Genomic DNA, 15,942 nt, shown 5'->3' on the forward strand with positions numbered 1-15,942 from the left:
AACGGCCTCTGCGGCAGGAGTACGCTCAGGTCGTTTGACACGCTGGGCTTCCGTTCGAACGCGGGCCGTAACGACGCACGCGCGTACGAAGAACACTCACCGTCACGAGTGAGGCGGGCGCGGGAACGCGTGAGCCCGGCACGCGCGGGGCGCACCGGGCTCACGCGGCCGGAACGGGGGTCAGCCCACGGACGAGTAGGCGACCACTCCGCGCAGCAGTCCGTCCACGGCCTTGCGGGCGTTCTTGGGGACCGTCGAGCCGTCGGCGGACGGCGCCGCGGCCGCGATCTGACCGAGCACGTCGATGACCTGCTTGCACCAGCGCACGAAGTCGCCGGCCGGCATCTCCGCCTCCCGCAGCACCTCGTCGAGGCCCTTGCCCGAGGCCCACATGTACGCGGCCCAGGCGAAGCCGAGGTCGGGCTCGCGCTGGCCCACGCCCTCCGTCTGGCTGATCCGGAAGTCCTCCTCCAGGGCGTCCAGCCGGCCCCAGATGCGGACCATCTCGCCCAGCGCCGCCTTCGCCCTGCCCGAGGGCAGCTTGGGCGCCATCGCGTCGTCGGCGGCCCGCGCCTCGTACACCAGCGCCGAGACGCAGGCGGCGAGTTCGGCGGGGGCGAGTCCTTCCCAGACGCCCTCGCGCAGGCATTCGCTGGCCAGCAGGTCGAGTTCGCCGTACAGCCGCGCCAGCCGCTTGCCGTGCTCGGTCACCTCGTCGCCGCGCAGATAGTCCATCTCGGTCAGCAGCGCGACGATCCGGTCGAAGGTGCGGGCGATGGTGTTCGTCCGGCCCTCGATGCGCCGCTCCAGCTGCGAGGTGTCGCGCAGCAGCCGGTGGTAGCGCTCCGCCCAGCGGGCGTGGTCCTCGCGGTCCTGGCAGCCGTGGCACGGGTGCGCCCGGAGCTCCTTGCGCAGCCGGGCGATCTCCCGGTCGTCGGCCGCCTGGGAGCGCTTCTTGCGGTGCCGCTCGGGGGTGATGTGCCCGGCCTTGGTGCGCAGCGCGGAGGCCAGGTCCCGGCGGGACTGCGGGGAGCGCGCGTTGAACGACTTCGGGATCCGCATCCGCTCCAGCGCCTCGACGGGCACCGGGAAGTCGATCGACGCCAGCCGCTTGACCTGCCGTTCGGCGGTCAGCACCAGCGGGCGCGGGCCGTCGTGGTGGTCGAAGCCGCGGTGCCCGTTGGAACGCCCCGCGGGCAGGCCCGGGTCGAGGACCAGCGCCAGCCCCGCGTACTTTCCGGTGGGCACGTGGATGACGTCACCGGGCTTGAGCTTCTCCAGTGCGACGGCGGCCTCCGCGCGCCGGTGCGCCGCGCCCTGGCGGGCCAGCTCGGTCTCCCGGTCCTTGAGCTCGCGGCGCAGCCGCGCGTACTCCTCGAAGTCGCCGAGGTGGCAGGTCATGGAGGCCTTGTAGCCGTCCAGGCCCTCCTCGTTGCGCTGCACCTGCCGGGAGATGCCGACGACCGACTTGTCCGCCTGGAACTGCGCGAAGGAGGTCTCCAGCAGCTCGCGCGAGCGGTGCCGGCCGAACTGCTCGACCAGGTTGACCGCCATGTTGTACGACGGCTTGAAGCTGGACCGCAGCGGATAGGTGCGGGTGCCGGCCAGCCCCGCCAGGTGGTCGGGGTTCATGGCGCGCTGCCAGAGCACCACCGCGTGGCCCTCGACGTCGATGCCGCGCCGGCCGGCCCGGCCGGTCAGCTGGGTGTACTCGCCGGGGGTGATGTCGGCGTGCTGCTCGCCGTTCCACTTGACGAGCTTCTCCAGGACCACCGAGCGGGCGGGCATGTTGATGCCCAGGGCGAGGGTCTCGGTCGCGAACACGGCCTTCACCAGACCGCGGACGAAGAGTTCCTCGACGACCTCCTTGAACGTCGGCAGCATGCCCGCGTGATGGGCCGCGATGCCGCGCTCCAGGCCCTCCAGCCACTCGTAGTAGCCCAGGACGTGCAGGTCCTCGGCCGGGATGGAGGCGGTGCGCTCCTCGACCAGGGAACGCACCTGCTCGCGCGCCTCCTCGTCGTTGAGCCGCAGGCCCGCGAAGAGGCACTGCTGCACGGCGGCCTCGCAAGCGGCGCGGCTGAAGATGAAGGTGATCGCGGGCAGCAGGCCCTCGGCGTCGAGCCGCTCGATGACCTCGGGCCGGCTCGGCGTCCACACCCGTGAGCGCTGTCTGCGCTCGCGCTCCCGGTCGGCCTCGCGCATGTTGTTGCGCCCCCGCCGCCGGTCGCCCCACGACGGGCGGGCGGCCTCCAGCCGGGCCATCCGCGTGAGGTCGGGGTTGACGGCCTTCTTCCGGCCCTCGCCCTCCTCGAACAGGTCGTATATCCGGCGGCCGGCGAGCACGTGCTGGAACAGCGGCACGGGCCGGTGCTCGGAGACGATCACCTGGGTGTCGCCGCGGACGGTGTCCAGCCAGTCGCCGAACTCCTCCGCGTTCGACACCGTCGCCGAGAGCGACACCAGGGTCACGGACGGCGGGAGGTGGATGATCACTTCCTCCCAGACGGCGCCGCGGAAGCGGTCGGAGAGGTAGTGCACCTCGTCCATCACCACATGGCCGAGGCCGAGCAGGGTCTGCGACCCGGCGTACAGCATGTTCCGCAGCACCTCGGTGGTCATCACGACCACCGGGGCGTCGGAGTTGACGCTGTTGTCGCCGGTCAGCAGGCCGACCTTGTCCGTGCCGTAGCGGCGGCACAGGTCGGCGTACTTCTGGTTCGACAGCGCCTTGATGGGTGTCGTGTAGAAGCACTTCTTGCCCTGCAGGAGGGCGAGATGGACGGCGAACTCGCCCACGATCGTCTTGCCGGAGCCGGTGGGCGCGGCCACCAGCACTCCCTTCCCCGCCTCGAGGGCCTGGCAGGCCTCGATCTGGAAGGGGTCGAGGCCGAAGTCGTACATCTCGCGGAAGGAGGCGAGCGCGGTGGCCTGCTCCGCGGCGCGCCTGCGTGCCGCCGCGTACCGCTCGGCCGGTGAGAGATCCTCTGTCATCGTGCTTTCGAGCGTACCGGGCCGCACCGACAACAGGACGATCATTATCCGGAAGCGTTCCGGCGTGCGGCGGGGCCGCCCGCTTCAGGGGCCGACGACCCGCAGGGCGCCCGGCACGCACCGTGCAGTCAGCGGCAGCGGCCCCACCGGCTCGCCGTCCGCGTAGCCGGTGACCTGCTCGGCGGCCAGCTCCACGGTCGCCGCGCGCAGCACGGTGACCGCGGGGTGGTCCACGTGCGTCCCCCGGTAGACCCGCGGGAACACCCGGAGCAGGGTGGCCCGGCTGCACTCGCCGACCACCGTGATGTCGAACAGCCCGTCGGTGAGGTCCGCTCCGGGGCATATCCGCATGCCGCCGCCGTACGACGGCCCGTTGCCGACGGCGACCAGCGTGGCCTCGACCTCGCGGACCCCGCCGCCGTCGAGGGTGATCCGGTACGGCAGGGGGCGGAAGGCGGCGAGTTCGGCGACCGTCGCGAGGTCGTACTTGAAGCGGCCGAGGGGCAGCCGCATCCGGTTGCCGCGGTCGTTGACCCGGGAGTCGAAGCCGGAGGCGAGCACGGCGGCGAACCAGCGGTCGCCGATCCTGCCGAGGTCGATGTCGCGGACCCGGCCGCACTTGAGGGCGTCGGCGATCATCCGGCCGGCCGCGGCCGGTTCCCGCAGCGGCATCCCGAGGGCGCGGGCGAAGTCGTTGCCGGTGCCGGCGGCCACCAGGCCGAAGGGGGTGCCGGTGCCGACGACGGCCTGCAGGGCGAGGTTCGCCATGCCGTCACCGCCGACGGCGATCAGGGCGCCGGTGCCGCCGTCGACGGCGGCGCGCGCCCGGTCCAGGGCGTCCCGGGGGTCGTCGCCGAGCACGGTCCGCACGGAGAAGCCGGCGTCCCGCAGCGCGGCGGCGGCCGGGCGCGCCGCGCGGGCGCCCCGGCCGCCGCCCGCGGTGGGGTTGACGAAGAGGGTGATCTCGCTGGTCACGGGAGTGACCCTATGAGCTGCGGCCCCGTCCTCAGGTCACGTCGTCATAACCGTTGACCCGGTCCCTGGTGGTCTGCTCGGGCAGGGCCTTCACGGGCTCCACCGGATCGATGTCGTCGGGGGTGAGGTCCAGCTCGGACGCCTCGTCGTCTCCGGGGCCCATGGCCTCCAGGCGGCTCTTGCGGCGGTCGTTGAGCAGGGCCACGGCGACCGCGCCGAAGTACAGGACCCAGATCGGCCCGGCGAGCGCCATCATCGTCAGCGGGTCGGTGCTCGGCGTGGCGATGGCCGCGAACAGCGTGATGCCCATGATCATGCCGCGCCACCAGCCGAGCATCCGCTTGCCGCTCAGCACCCCGGTGAAGTTGAGCATGATCAGCAGCAGCGGCAGCTCGAAGGAGAGGCCGAAGACGACCACCATGCGCGTGACGAGGTCGAGCAGGTCGTCCAGCGGCAGCAGGTTGTCGACGCCGAACGGCGTGAAGGTGATGAGCACCTCTGCGGTGGTCGGCAGCACCGCGTACGCGAAGTAGGCGCCGCCGAGGAAGAGCGGGAAGCCGGTCGCGACGAACGCGTAGGCGTACTTCCGCTCGTGCCGGTGCAGACCCGGGGCGACGAAGGCCCACAGCTGGTACAGCCAGACCGGCGAGGCCAGGACGACGCCGGCCATGAGGGAGACCTTCAGCGCCAGCGTGAACGGCGTGAGCAGACCGTTGATGGTGATCTGCGCGCACGGCTCCGACTTGTCCAGGCGGGCGAGTTCCTCGAAGGACTGCTTGCACCCGACGGACTTGAGGACCGGCTCGGTGAAGAAGTTGATGATGTCGTTGTAGAAGAAGGCCGCGACGACCGTCACCAGGACGATGCCCAGCAGCGCTTTCGCGAGCCGGTTGCGGAGCTCACGAAGGTGCTCCGCGAGGGGCATCCGCCCCTCGGGATCCCTCTCCTGCTTGCGGGCAGACTTCAGCAACCCACGTTCCCATCTCGTGCGGCGGGCCGGATTTCACCGGCCCTGCGTCAGCGCTTGGTCGTGTCCGTCGGCTCCGTCACCGGGCGGGAGCTGGTCACGTCGCCGGGGGCGGCCTGGATGGTGCGCTGCGCCGCGGACTGCTCGCCGCTCGCCGGCGGGTCGGCCGGAGCGGAGGACTTGTCCTCCTTCATCGCCTTGGCCTCGCTCTTGAGGATCCGGGCGGACTTGCCGAGCGACCGCGCCATGTCGGGAAGCTTCTTCGCGCCGAACAGCAGGATGATGACGACGAGGATGAGAATGATCTCGGGGGCGCCGAGCCTTCCGAACATAAGTCTTTACCTTCTCACCGAGGCTGCTGGGGGTGGGATGCCGTCCGACCGGTCGGACATACGTCCGAACGATCGTGTCGTCAGCGATCGTAACGCTCGGGGGTGAACGTGAGGCAATCCCCGTGCGTACTCCCGTCCGCGGTCCGGGCCTCGTCTCCGGGCCGCGATCAGCAGCGTACCTGCCGGAACCCGCACGGTGACAGGGCGAAGCCGCGCCAGGCGTGACGCGGCCGGTCAGAGGGCTTCGGCGGAGCGGGCCGTGCCGGCCGCCGCTCGTTCCAGGTCCTCCGCGGCGCGGCCGATGCGGCGGGCCGAGTCCGTGACCTGTCTGCCGAGCCGTTCCGCCTCGACGAAGACCCTGACGGCGAGCACGCCGAGCACCAGCAGACCCAGGAACCCCATGGCAACCGCGAACATCGGCCAGAACATGAGGGTGAGCCTAGACGGTCGAGTGCAGCCGCAGGGTGCGGACCCCGCCCCCGGTGAGCAGCTCGACGATCCGCTCCCCCGCCGGCTTGCGGACGGCCGCCCCGCACTCGGGGCAGGTGAAGGAGTAGAAGGTGGTGCGGCTGCTCGCGCCGATGGCCAGGCGCAGCGCGCTCGCGGCGAGCTCGAACCGCTCCCGGCAGTCCGGGCAGCCCGCCCGGAACACCACCGGGGCCACGCTTCGCATCCCCGCGAACGCGGACGCCGCCGTCATGGTCCGCGCACCGGACGTCGCCGACTCGCTCAAAGCACTCGCTCCCGCCTTGTCGTCCTGTCCGTCCCGCCCCGGGTGCGGCCGGCTCATCCGGCCGCCACCGCTCCGTCGTACGCCGCGAGCGCCTCACGGGCCGCCTGCCGCGCGCTCTCTGCCAGCTCGTGCGGCTCGACGATGCGGCCGTCGCGGCCGAGCCGCAGGGCCAGCCGTCTGAGCGAGGCCGGGTCGGGGGTGCGCAGGGTGATCCGCAGCCCGCCTTCGGGTAGTTCCTCGGCGCTGTCGTGGGGGTAGTACTCGGCGACCCAGCGCCCGCCGGGACCGACCTCGACCACGACCTCGGGGTCCTCGGCCGCGGGCTGCACCAGCCCTTCCGACAGGTCCCGCAGCTCGACCTCGGGCGGCGCGGACGGCTCGTCGAGGATGCGGATCTCGGCGACCCGGTCGAGCCGGAAGGTGCGGCGCGCCTCGGAGCGGCGGCACCAGGCCTCGACGTAGGTGTGGCCGACGCTGACCAGGCGGATCGGGTCGATCTCGCGCTCGGTGACCTCGTCACGCGCGGGCGAGTAGTAGCGGATCCACAGTCTGCGGCGTTCGGCGATGGCCCGGTCGACGTCCGCGAAGACGCCGCCCTCGGACTCGAAGGTCACCGAGAGCCGTGAGCTGGCTCCCGCCGCCTCGCCGGCCGCGGTCTCCACCTTGGCGGTGGCCCGCAGCAGCGCCTGCCGGTCACTCTCGCGCAGCCCCGGCAGGGTGGCCACGGCGCGGGCGGCGACCAGCAGCGCGGTGGCCTCGTCGGCGGCGAGCCGCAGCGGCTCGGCCGCCTCCGCGCCGAGCGCGGCGGGGTTGTGCCACCAGATGCGCTCACCGTCGGTGTCGATGTCCAGCAGATCGCCGCCGCGGAAACTGGTGCCGCACATGGGCAGCACGTCGAGGTCCGAGACCAGCTCGTCCTCGGTGATGCCGAAGGCGCGCGCCACGTCCTCGATCCGCGCGCCGGGACGCTCCCGCAGGTACGTCACCAGGGAGAGCATCCGCCGGGTCTGGTCGATGGCGTTCACGGGCCTGACCGCTTTGCCTGCCACGTTCTTGTCCGCTCCCCCTCAGCCCTTGGCCACGGCCCGCAGCCGGTCCACCACGTCGGCCCGCAGCTCGGCGGGCTCCAGGACCACCACGTCCGGTCCGAACTCCACCAGCCAGGCATCCAGGCCGTGCCCGTACGGAATCTCCAACTCGTCCCAGCCGTCGCCGAGTTCCCGGACCGCGGTGGCCTTCGCCCGGAGCGGGTAGCCGGCGTCGGAGCGCAGCCGGATGCGCGCCGAGCGGTCGGCGGTCTCCCCGGCCCAGCTCGCCACGGTCTCCCGCACGGTGACGACGTCCGGCACCGGCACGGTGAACCGGCCGCTGCGCGAGCGCACCTTCCCGGTGATCCGGGAGAGCCGGAAGACCCGCTCGGCGCCCCGGTCGCGGTCCCAGCCGGCCAGGTACCAGTGGCCGCGCCAGCACTCCAGCGCCCACGGTTCGACGTGCCGCTGCCCGGGCTGGGCGGCGTTGGCCTTGCGGTAGTCGAAGACGACCGGCCGGCGGTCGCGGCAGGCCAGCATCAGCGGCTCGAACGCGGCCTCGTGCACGGGGATGCGCGGCTCCAGCGCGCCATGGGCCCCGTAGGGGTCGACGTCCTCGGGCAGCCCGGCCGCGCGCAGCTTCTGCAGGGCGCCGCTGGCCGCTCCGGCGAGCCGGGCCTGCTGCCACACCTTGGCGGCGAGCCCGAGCGCGGCGGCCTCCTCGGCGTCGAGGGTGATGGGCGGCAGCCGGTTGCTGTCGCGGCGCGCCAGATAGCCGACCTCGCCGTCGAGGTTCTCCACGGTCTCGATGACCAGTCCGAGCTCGCGCAGATCGTCCTTGTCGCGCTCGAACATCCGGTTGAAGGAGTCGTCCGAGCCCGCTTCAAGGTACGCCTCGATGGACTCGCGCAGCTCACGCTTGCTGAGCGGGCGGCGCGTCCCGAGCAGACACAGCGCCAGATTCATCAGCCGCTCGGCCTTGGCAATGGCCATCGACCCGCTTCGCCTCCCTATGGTGCTTACGAGCGATGACCGTACCGTCCCGCAGTGGCCGGGTAAAAGCCGAGGGCCCACGCCCGGACAGGCATGGGCCCCGGATGATCGGCTCCGGTCGGATCAGACGCCGAGCAGGTCGACCACGAAGATCAGGGTCTCACCGGGCTTGATCGCCGGGGTGGGGCTCTGGTTGCCGTAGGCGAGGTGCGCGGGGATGGTCAGCTGGCGGCGGCCGCCGACCTTCATGCCCTGCACGCCCTGGTCCCAGCCCTTGATGACCCGGCCGCCGCCCAGCGGGAAGCGGAACGGGGTGCCACGGTTCCAGCTGGCGTCGAACTCCTCGCCCGTGCTGAAGGCGACACCGACGTAGTGGACGGTGACGGTCTGGCCCGCCTGGGCCACCTCGCCCTCGCCCTCCCAGATGTCCTTGATCTCGAGGTCCGCCGGGGGCTCGCCGCCCGGGAAGTCGATCTCGGGCTTGTCGATGCTCACGTCTAACGCTCCTGCTTGTCTGCGGAAAGGCGAACACGCACAGTCTTACATCCTCACGCGGTCACAGCTTCGCGAGGATGTCCACCGAGAAGACCAGCGTCGAGTCCTTCTTGATGCCGCTGCCCTCCGGCGGGTTGTCGCCGTAACCCAGCTCCGGGGGGATGACGATGAGGACCCGGCTGCCGACCTTCTTGCCGGTGAGCCCCTGCGCCCAGCCCTTGACGACCTGCTGGAGCGAGAACGACGTCAGCTGGCCGCGGGCGTAGGTGGAGTCGAACTCCTTGCCGCCGTCCCACAGCACGCCCTTGTACTGCACCAGGACGCTGTTGTCGGCGCCGACCTTCTCGCCGTCGCCCTCGATGACGTAGCTCGACACGAGCTTCTTCGGGGCGTCCGCGTCGGGCACCTCGATGGAGGGCGCCTTGCCGTCGGTGTTGGTGCCGACCTTGGGCAGGTCCTTGTTGTCCTGGGCCACCTCGCTGCCCTTGGCGGAGCTCTTGGCGTTGAACGTGTCCTGCACGTCGACCACGAACACCAGCGTGTCGGTGCCCTTGATCCCCGCCTGCTGGTTGCCCTGCTCGCCGTACCCCCAGGTCGGCGGGACGGCCATCTCGACGCGGCTGCCGGTCTTCTTGCCCGCCAGCGCGTACCGCCAGCCGTCGATGATGCTGCCCTGGGCGAGCTGGATGGCCAGCGGGCTCTTGCGGTCGTACGAGTTGTCGAACACCTTCGCGGTGCTCCACACCTGACCGAGGTAGTGGGCCACGATGAAGTCGTTCTCGGCGATCGTCCTGCCGCCGCCCGCGATGACCGTCTTCACCGCGAGGTCCTTGGAGGGGTCTCCGCTGCCCTTGGCGACCGTGGGCTTCTCACCGAACTTCGTGCCGGCCGTGATCGCCGGCAACGGCCCGTCGACGATCTTCGGCGAGGGCGCCGCGGACGTCTGGGGCGCCGAGGGCGAGGCGCTGTCGCTGGCCTTGCCCGAGTCGGACTTGTCGTCCCCGCACGCGGCGAGGGTGACCAGTCCGGCGGGAACGGCGATGAGAAGTGAGCGTCGGCGCACGGTGGGGGCCTCGTAATCGTCGATCTTGTGGGTTGGCGTCCGCGCAACTCTACGGCGTGAGAAGGGCGCCGTACGGTGTGACGTACGGCGCCCGTGTGACGTTCCGGGAATTTTGGGATCCCCTGGCGGAACGCCTCTCTCACATTCCGGCGATCAGCTTCTCCACGCGTTCGTCGACCGAACGGAACGGGTCCTTGCACAACACCGTCCGCTGGGCCTGGTCGTTGAGCTTGAGGTGCACCCAGTCGACGGTGAAGTCGCGGCGCTGCTCCTGGGCCCGCCGGATGAAGTCGCCGCGCAGCCGGGCCCTGGTGGTCTGCGGCGGAACGGACTTGCCCTCGAAGATCTTCAAGTCGTTGCAGATCCGGGCCGCTTGTCCCTTTTTCTCCAGCAGGTAGTAGAGACCCCGCCGGCGGTGGATGTCGTGGTAGGCGAGGTCTATCTGCGCGACCCGCGGGTGCGACATGGTCATGTTGTGCTTGGCCCGGTACCGCTCGAGGAGCTTGTACTTCATGACCCAGTCGATCTCGGTGCCGATGCGGTCGAGGTCCTCGGCCTCGATCGCGTCCAGCGTGCGGCCCCACAGCTCCAGGACCTGCTCGACGGTGCCGGTGCGGATGCCGCGGCGCTCGCAGAAGTCCAGCGCCTTCTCGTAGTACTCGCGCTGCACCTCCAGCGCCGACGCCTCCCGGCCGCTGGCCAGGCGCACCTTGCGCCGCCCGGTGATGTCGTGGCTGACCTCGCGGATCGCCCGGATCGGGTTCTCCAGGGTCAGGTCGCGCATCACCGTGCCCGCCTCGATCATGCGCAGCACCAGGTCGGTGGCGCCGACCTTGAGCAGCATGGTCGTCTCCGACATGTTGGAGTCGCCCACGATGACGTGCAGCCGGCGGTAGCGCTCGGCGTCCGCGTGCGGCTCGTCGCGCGTGTTGATGATGGGCCGCGAGCGGGTCGTCGCCGAGGAGACGCCCTCCCAGATGTGCTCGGCCCGCTGGCTGACGCAGTACACGGCGCCGCGCGGCGTCTGCAGCACCTTGCCGGCGCCGCACAGCAGCTGCCTGGTCACCAGGAACGGGATGAGGATGTCCGCGAGCCGCGAGAACTCGCCGTGGCGGGCCACCAGATAATTCTCGTGGCAGCCGTAGGAGTTGCCCGCGGAGTCGGTGTTGTTCTTGAAGAGGTAGACGTCGCCCGCGATTCCCTCCTCGTGCAGGCGTCGTTCGGCGTCCACCAGGAGTCCTTCGAGAATGCGCTCGCCGGCCTTGTCGTGGGTGACCAGCTCGGTCACGTTGTCACATTCCGGCGTTGCGTATTCCGGATGTGATCCCACGTCGAGATAGAGGCGGGCGCCGTTCCGCAGAAAGACATTGCTGCTGCGGCCCCATGACACGACACGGCGGAAGAGGTACCGCGCCACCTCGTCAGGCGACAGGCGGCGCTGTCCCCTGAACGTGCACGTGACGCCGTACTCGTTCTCCAGCCCGAAAATGCGGCGGTCCATGAGGGAACATTACGCCCGATCCCCCGAGCTGAAACGAGGTTCGACGGCACGATTTGGATCATTTTCCGAACGGGCCGCGACCACCGCCCTCCCGGCGGGAACTGCCATTACCCGTCGGGTGGCGATCAAAACCAGCAGCGACACGCCGCCTGCGAGGCCCGGCACCGCGAACCCCCACACCGCCCCGCCCACCTCGATGACCGGACCGGTGAGGCCCGTTCCGACCGAGGCGCCGACGGTGAACGTGGTCACGAGCCAGGAGAACGCCTCGGTGACCGTCCCGCGCGGCGCGTGCCGGTCGACGAGCACGAAGGCGCAGGCGATGGCCGGCGCCAGGAAGACCCCGGCGACCACGGTGAGCAACGTCATGGCCACCACACCGGGCGTCAGCATCAGGGGCAGGTAACACACCGCCAGAAGGGCCACCAGCACCCGCAGTCGCCGCGCGGGCTCACCGGCCCACTGGCGCGCCCCGTAGACCGCGCCGCCGACCAGGGCGCCCAGCCCGATCCCCGCCATCAGCCAGCCGTACACCTGGTCACCGCCGTGCTCGTCCGCGTACCCCACGGCCGCCACGGTGATGGACCCCAGCGCCACACCCACGCACAGGAAGGCGGCCAGCAGCGCCAGCAGCCCCCGCGAGCGCAGCGCGCCCAGCCAGTGCGCCTCACGGGGCGCCGACCGCCAGGCGCGTGACGGCGGGGAGACGACCACGGAGAGGGCGCCCAGCACGCCGATGGCGTTCAGCACGACCAGTGCGGCCCCCGGCGACCACAGCGACGCGCACACCGTCACCAGCAGCGGCCCGACGGTGAACATCACCTCCTGGGCCACGGCGTCCATGGCGTACGCCCGGTGGACGTGGTCCTCCCTGGGCAGCACGGAGGCCCACAGGGCGCGCAGGCCGCCCTCCAGGGGCGGAGTGAAGAGTCCGGCCGCGGTCACCGCGCCGTAGGCGACCGCGCGCGGCTCGGTCCCCACGAAGGCGAACAGCGCCATCGCCAGCGCCGACAGCACGGCGGCGGGCAGCTGCACCCGCGGCTGCCCCCGCAGGTCCACCAGCCGCCCCAGCACGGGCTGCCCGACGGCGTTGGCCACGCCGTACACCGCCGCCAGCCCGCCGGCCAGGCTGTACGTGCCGCCCCCCGCGCGTACGAACAGGACGATCGCGATGGCCGCGGTCACGTTGGGCAGCCGCCCCACGAGCGTGCCCACGAGCAGCCGGGTGGCGTGGCGTGCCCGGAGGATCTCCAGGTATCCCGTAGCCATGCGGATCCCTTCACTGGAAGTGTTACGTATAACTAAGCGCTCCATACGTACCATGTCCGCTGTTGACCAGTCCAGACGAAGGAGCCGCGCGACGATGCCCCGAGCCGGCACCCGCCCCACGAGCCGGGACGTCGCCCGGGCCGCCGGCGTGTCCCAGGCCGCCGTCTCCCTGGTCCTCGGCGACAAATGGCGCGGCCGGGTCGCCGAGGCCACGGCGGAACGCGTCCGCGAGGCCGCGCGCACCCTGGGCTACCGCCCCAACCTGGCCGCCCGCAACCTCCGGCTGGGCCGCACCCGTACGGTCCTGCTGGTCGTCCCCGCGCTCACCACGGAGTTCTTCGCGGGCGTCTACACGGGGGCCGCGCGGGTCGCCTCCCGGCACGGCTTCGGTGTGGTCCTCTACCCCTCCCCCGAGGGCATCGGCCCCGCCCGCGACCCCTTCGCGTCCGCCCAGGCCGCGCTGGACGGCGTGATCGCGTCCTCGATGGCCGCGGAGGCGCTCACGGCGATCCGGGGCGACCAGCTGCCGCTGGTGATGCTGGACAGCGACCCCTCGGGCAGTGTGGGCGCGGCCACGGTCAACCTGGACATCGCCGGCGGTGTCCGCCAGGTCACGGAGCACCTCCTCGCGCTGGGCCACCGCCGCTTCCTCCACCTGGCGGCGGACGTGGCGTCGTGGACCTTCGAGGTGCGGGCGCGGGAGCTGGCGGCGCGGCTGCGGGAGGTTCCGGGCGCGTCGTTGCGCACGGCGCGGGCGCCGCTCTCCATCAAGGGGGCGGAGGTGTCCGCGGAGGCGGCGCTGTCCGGTCTGCCCGCCCCGGACCGGCCCACCGCCGTGGTCTGCGACGACGACCACCTGGCCGCGGGCACGTACAAGGCGGCGCGGCGTCTGGGGCTGCGGGTCCCCGAGGACCTGTCCGTCACCGGGCTGGACGATCTGGCTCTCGCGAGCGCGATCGATCCGGAGCTGACCACGGTGCGGCTGGACGCGGAGCTGTTCGGGGAGCGGGGGATGGAGGCGTTGCTGGCCGTGCTGGAGGGGCGGGCGCCTGCGGCGGGCGACATTCCGGTGGAGCTGGTGGTACGGGGGTCCACGGGGCCGGCGTGAGCGGAGGGCTGGCGCCGGCTCGGTTGCCTCGCTGCCCGGCGTGGGTGCGGGCCGGGGGGTGTTCGCGCAGCCCGGCGCTTACGGGGCGCCGTCGCGCCCACCCGTGCCGCCCCAGCGGCACGACTGCCCGCGGAGTGCGGGGCGACTGCCCGCGGAGGGCGGCGGGTGCTGCCCGCGGAGTGCGGGGCGACTGCCCGCGGAAGCGGCGAGTGCTGCCCGCGGAGTGCGGGGCGACTGCCCGCGGAAGCGGCGAGTGCTGCCCGCGGAGTGCGGGGCGACTGCCCGCGGCTGGCGGCGGGTGCTGCCCGCGGAGTGGGGCAGGTACGCCGGGTGCGGTAGGTGCGGCAGGTGGTCGGGGACGGCGCGGAGGGGGCGGGGCGGGGGTGGTCGCCCGCAGTGGCTGGCGCGTCCGCGCCCCGCACCTCTTCCAGCCGGGCCAGTCGCGCCAGTCCGAGGACGTCCACCCCCGACCCGACCCCGCCCCACCCACCGACCAACCGACCGACCGTCGGCTACTCGACGTCTCCCCCGGAGTCCGTCTCGTCCTCCTCCGCCTCGGACGCCGTCGCCGCCCCGCCCGCTTCCAGCAGACGAGCCAGCTGACGCCCCCCGATCCGCCTGAACTTGCGCTTCTGCGGACGCGTACGGTCCAGCACAGCCACCTCCAGCCGCTCCGCGGGAATCTCCCGCTCACCGCCGTTGGTGTCCCGCGACAACGCCTGCACCGCCAGCTTCAGCGCCTCAGCCAGCGTCATCCCGTCCCGGTGCCGCTGATCGAGGTACCCGCTGATCTGCTCAGCGTTGCCCCCCACCGCCACCGAGCCGTGCTCGTCCACGATGGACCCGTCGTGCGGCAACCGGTAGATCTGGTCGTACTCCGGGGTCTCCCCGACCTCGGCCACCACCAGCTCCACCTCGTACGGCTTCTCCCCCACACTCGAGAAGATCGTCCCCAGCGTCTGCGCGTACACGTTCGCCAGACCCCGGGCCGTCACATCGTGACGGTCGTAGGTGTAGCCCCGCAGATCGGCGTACCGCACGCCCCCGATCCGCAGGTTCTCGTACTCGTTGTACTTGCCGGCCGCGGCGAACCCGATCCGGTCGTAGATCTCGCTGAACTTGTGCAGCGCACGGGACGGGTTCTCACCGACGAACACGATCCCGTCGGCGTACTGCAGCACGACAAGGCTGCGGCCACGGGCGATGCCCTTACGGGCGTACTCCGCCCGGTCGGCCATCGCCTGCTGGGGTGAGACATAGAACGGCGTCGACACCGGTTATCCGTCCCTTTCTGTCAAAGTCACTGGACCACCCTGAACAACCACACAACCGCCCACGCCGCGACTACAGCAGCGAGGCCCGCGGACCGTCCGGCTGCTCCAGCCGCCGCTCCAGCACCGACCGGGCGATGCCGGACGCCTCGTCCTCGGTGAGCCGGCGGAAGCCGTCCTCGGTGATCACGGTGACGATCGGGTAGATCCGGCGGGCGACATCGGGGCCACCGGTCGCCGAGTCGTCGTCTGCCGCGTCGTACAGCGCCTGCACCACCAGTGTGGTCGCCTCGGACTCACTCAGGTCGTCCCGGAACAACTTCTTCATCGCACCACGCGCGAAGATCGACCCGGACCCGGTCGCGGCATACCCCTGCTCCTCGGAGCGCCCGCCGGTGACGTCGTAGGAGAAGATCCGGCCCTTGTCCCGGTCGACGTCGTACCCCGCGAAGAGCGGGACCACGGCCAGCCCCTGCATCGCCATGCCCAGGTTCGAGCGGATCATCGTCGACAGCCGGTTCGCCTTGCCCTCCAGCGACAGCTGCGCGCCCTCGACCTTCTCGAAGTGCTCCAGCTCCAGCTGGAACAGCTTCACCATCTCGACCGCCAGCCCCGCCGTGCCGGCGATACCCACCGCCGAGTACTCGTCGGCGGGGAACACCTTCTCGATGTCCCGCTGCGCGATCACATTGCCCATCGTGGCCCGCCGGTCACCGGCGAGGACCACGCCACCCGGGAACGTGACGGCCACGATGGTCGTCCCGTGCGGCGCCTCGATCACACCCTGCACGGGCGGCAACGACCTCTTGCCCGGCAGCAGTTCCGGCTGGTGCTCGGAGAGGAAGTCCATGAAGGAGGAGGACCCCGGCGTCAGGAAGGCGGCCGGCAGACGCCCCGTACTACGAGTGTTCGCTTCCACGAAGTTCCTTCCAGGTAGGCGGCTGCCCGACGAACAGCGTCGGGATCATCTCCCAACTTGCCGATGGCCGAATTGCAGTTGAAGCACGGTACGCCACGGACCCTACCCGCACCGTGGCAATGATCCACATATACGGCGGAGGCTTTCGGGCGGCTCCGGCGACCCGCGCCCGGAGCGCGAACGCTGCCCGCGGCCGACCCATCCCGCACCACGGACAGCGTTCCACGCCACCTTCGGCTCTTACCTCGATCGGCCACCCAGCCTGCGGTCCGAAGGCCACCAGCCGGCCTGCGG

15 protein-coding genes and 1 pseudogene are annotated in these 15,942 nt (G+C 71.5%); 1 reads left to right on the forward strand and 15 read right to left on the reverse strand.

Features of this window, described 5'->3' with window-relative positions:
• Nucleotides 1-180: 180 nt before the first annotated feature.
• From CNQ36_RS06885 to CNQ36_RS06940, 12 genes are all read right to left on the reverse strand, one after another.
• The gene (locus tag CNQ36_RS06885; protein WP_121545330.1) at nt 181-3,039 is read right to left on the reverse strand and encodes a DEAD/DEAH box helicase; all 2,859 of its coding nucleotides are present in this window, start codon (nt 3,037-3,039) and stop codon (nt 181-183) included.
• A 39-nt stretch (nt 3,040-3,078) separates the two neighbouring features.
• Nucleotides 3,079-3,969: a diacylglycerol kinase gene (locus CNQ36_RS06890; protein ID WP_121545331.1), complete on the reverse strand. Its 891-nt coding sequence runs from the start codon at nt 3,967-3,969 to the stop codon at nt 3,079-3,081.
• Nucleotides 3,970-4,000: 31 nt separating this feature from the next.
• Nucleotides 4,001-4,939: a twin-arginine translocase subunit TatC gene (tatC, locus tag CNQ36_RS06895; RefSeq protein WP_121545332.1), complete on the reverse strand. Its 939-nt coding sequence runs from the start codon at nt 4,937-4,939 to the stop codon at nt 4,001-4,003.
• A gap of 47 nt (nt 4,940-4,986) precedes the next feature.
• Nucleotides 4,987-5,268, reverse strand: a complete 282-nt coding sequence (tatA, locus tag CNQ36_RS06900; RefSeq protein WP_121545333.1) for a Sec-independent protein translocase subunit TatA — start codon at nt 5,266-5,268, stop codon at nt 4,987-4,989.
• Between the two features lie 234 nt (nt 5,269-5,502).
• Nucleotides 5,503-5,697: a hypothetical protein gene (locus CNQ36_RS06905; protein WP_121545334.1), complete on the reverse strand. Its 195-nt coding sequence runs from the start codon at nt 5,695-5,697 to the stop codon at nt 5,503-5,505.
• A gap of 10 nt (nt 5,698-5,707) precedes the next feature.
• Complete coding sequence (locus CNQ36_RS06910; protein ID WP_040908818.1) at nt 5,708-5,968, reverse strand: hypothetical protein; 261 nt, start codon at nt 5,966-5,968, stop codon at nt 5,708-5,710.
• 86 nt (nt 5,969-6,054) lie between these two features.
• The gene (locus tag CNQ36_RS06915) at nt 6,055-7,050 is read right to left on the reverse strand and encodes a helix-turn-helix transcriptional regulator (protein ID WP_121545335.1); all 996 of its coding nucleotides are present in this window, start codon (nt 7,048-7,050) and stop codon (nt 6,055-6,057) included.
• An 18-nt stretch (nt 7,051-7,068) separates the two neighbouring features.
• The gene (locus CNQ36_RS06920; protein ID WP_121545336.1) at nt 7,069-8,022 is read right to left on the reverse strand and encodes a helix-turn-helix transcriptional regulator; all 954 of its coding nucleotides are present in this window, start codon (nt 8,020-8,022) and stop codon (nt 7,069-7,071) included.
• A 123-nt stretch (nt 8,023-8,145) separates the two neighbouring features.
• Nucleotides 8,146-8,517, reverse strand: a complete 372-nt coding sequence (locus tag CNQ36_RS06925) for an FKBP-type peptidyl-prolyl cis-trans isomerase (RefSeq protein WP_004933466.1) — start codon at nt 8,515-8,517, stop codon at nt 8,146-8,148.
• 61 nt (nt 8,518-8,578) lie between these two features.
• Entirely contained in the window at nt 8,579-9,580 is a 1,002-nt protein-coding gene (locus tag CNQ36_RS06930) for an FKBP-type peptidyl-prolyl cis-trans isomerase (protein ID WP_121545337.1), read from the reverse strand.
• Between the two features lie 139 nt (nt 9,581-9,719).
• Nucleotides 9,720-11,081, reverse strand: coding sequence for a Pup--protein ligase (pafA, locus tag CNQ36_RS06935; RefSeq protein ID WP_004933460.1), 1,362 nt, complete (start codon nt 11,079-11,081; stop codon nt 9,720-9,722).
• A gap of 9 nt (nt 11,082-11,090) precedes the next feature.
• Complete coding sequence (locus CNQ36_RS06940; RefSeq protein WP_121545338.1) at nt 11,091-12,350, reverse strand: MFS transporter; 1,260 nt, start codon at nt 12,348-12,350, stop codon at nt 11,091-11,093.
• 94 nt (nt 12,351-12,444) lie between these two features.
• Here CNQ36_RS06940 and CNQ36_RS06945 point away from each other — a divergent pair, with 94 nt between their 5' ends.
• Nucleotides 12,445-13,458, forward strand: coding sequence for a LacI family DNA-binding transcriptional regulator (locus tag CNQ36_RS06945; protein ID WP_040907604.1), 1,014 nt, complete (start codon nt 12,445-12,447; stop codon nt 13,456-13,458).
• Between the two features lie 512 nt (nt 13,459-13,970).
• Here CNQ36_RS06945 and prcA read toward each other — a convergent pair.
• The 3 genes and pseudogenes from prcA to CNQ36_RS06960 all read right to left on the reverse strand — a co-directional run.
• Nucleotides 13,971-14,732 (reverse strand): proteasome subunit alpha, encoded by a 762-nt coding sequence (prcA, locus tag CNQ36_RS06950; RefSeq protein WP_004933451.1) that lies wholly within the window; start codon nt 14,730-14,732, stop codon nt 13,971-13,973.
• A gap of 70 nt (nt 14,733-14,802) precedes the next feature.
• Nucleotides 14,803-15,648 (reverse strand): proteasome subunit beta, encoded by an 846-nt coding sequence (gene prcB, locus CNQ36_RS06955; RefSeq protein ID WP_004933448.1) that lies wholly within the window; start codon nt 15,646-15,648, stop codon nt 14,803-14,805.
• Nucleotides 15,600-15,794, reverse strand: a pseudogene (locus tag CNQ36_RS06960) (endonuclease domain-containing protein); the annotation flags it as partial. The gene prcB and the pseudogene CNQ36_RS06960, both read right to left, overlap by 49 nt.
• Nucleotides 15,795-15,942 lie beyond the last annotated feature (148 nt).

The sequence above is a fragment of the Streptomyces fungicidicus genome (assembly GCF_003665435.1).
In the GTDB taxonomy this organism is placed as follows: domain Bacteria; phylum Actinomycetota; class Actinomycetes; order Streptomycetales; family Streptomycetaceae; genus Streptomyces; species Streptomyces fungicidicus.

Excerpts from the sequence above, each read along its gene's own strand:
- CNQ36_RS06910 (WP_040908818.1), bottom strand. The coding sequence starts at position 5,968 with ATGACGGCGGCGTCCGCGTTCGCGGGGATGCGAAGCGTGGCCCCGGTG.
- CNQ36_RS06920 (WP_121545336.1), bottom strand. The coding sequence starts at position 8,022 with ATGGCCATTGCCAAGGCCGAGCGGCTGATGAATCTGGCGCTGTGTCTG.
- pafA (WP_004933460.1), bottom strand. The coding sequence starts at position 11,081 with ATGGACCGCCGCATTTTCGGGCTGGAGAACGAGTACGGCGTCACGTGC.
- CNQ36_RS06885 (WP_121545330.1), bottom strand. The coding sequence starts at position 3,039 with ATGATCGTCCTGTTGTCGGTGCGGCCCGGTACGCTCGAAAGCACGATG.
- CNQ36_RS06940 (WP_121545338.1), bottom strand. The coding sequence starts at position 12,350 with ATGGCTACGGGATACCTGGAGATCCTCCGGGCACGCCACGCCACCCGG.
- tatA (WP_121545333.1), bottom strand. The coding sequence starts at position 5,268 with ATGTTCGGAAGGCTCGGCGCCCCCGAGATCATTCTCATCCTCGTCGTC.
- CNQ36_RS06945 (WP_040907604.1), top strand. The coding sequence starts at position 12,445 with ATGCCCCGAGCCGGCACCCGCCCCACGAGCCGGGACGTCGCCCGGGCC.
- CNQ36_RS06905 (WP_121545334.1), bottom strand. The coding sequence starts at position 5,697 with ATGTTCTGGCCGATGTTCGCGGTTGCCATGGGGTTCCTGGGTCTGCTG.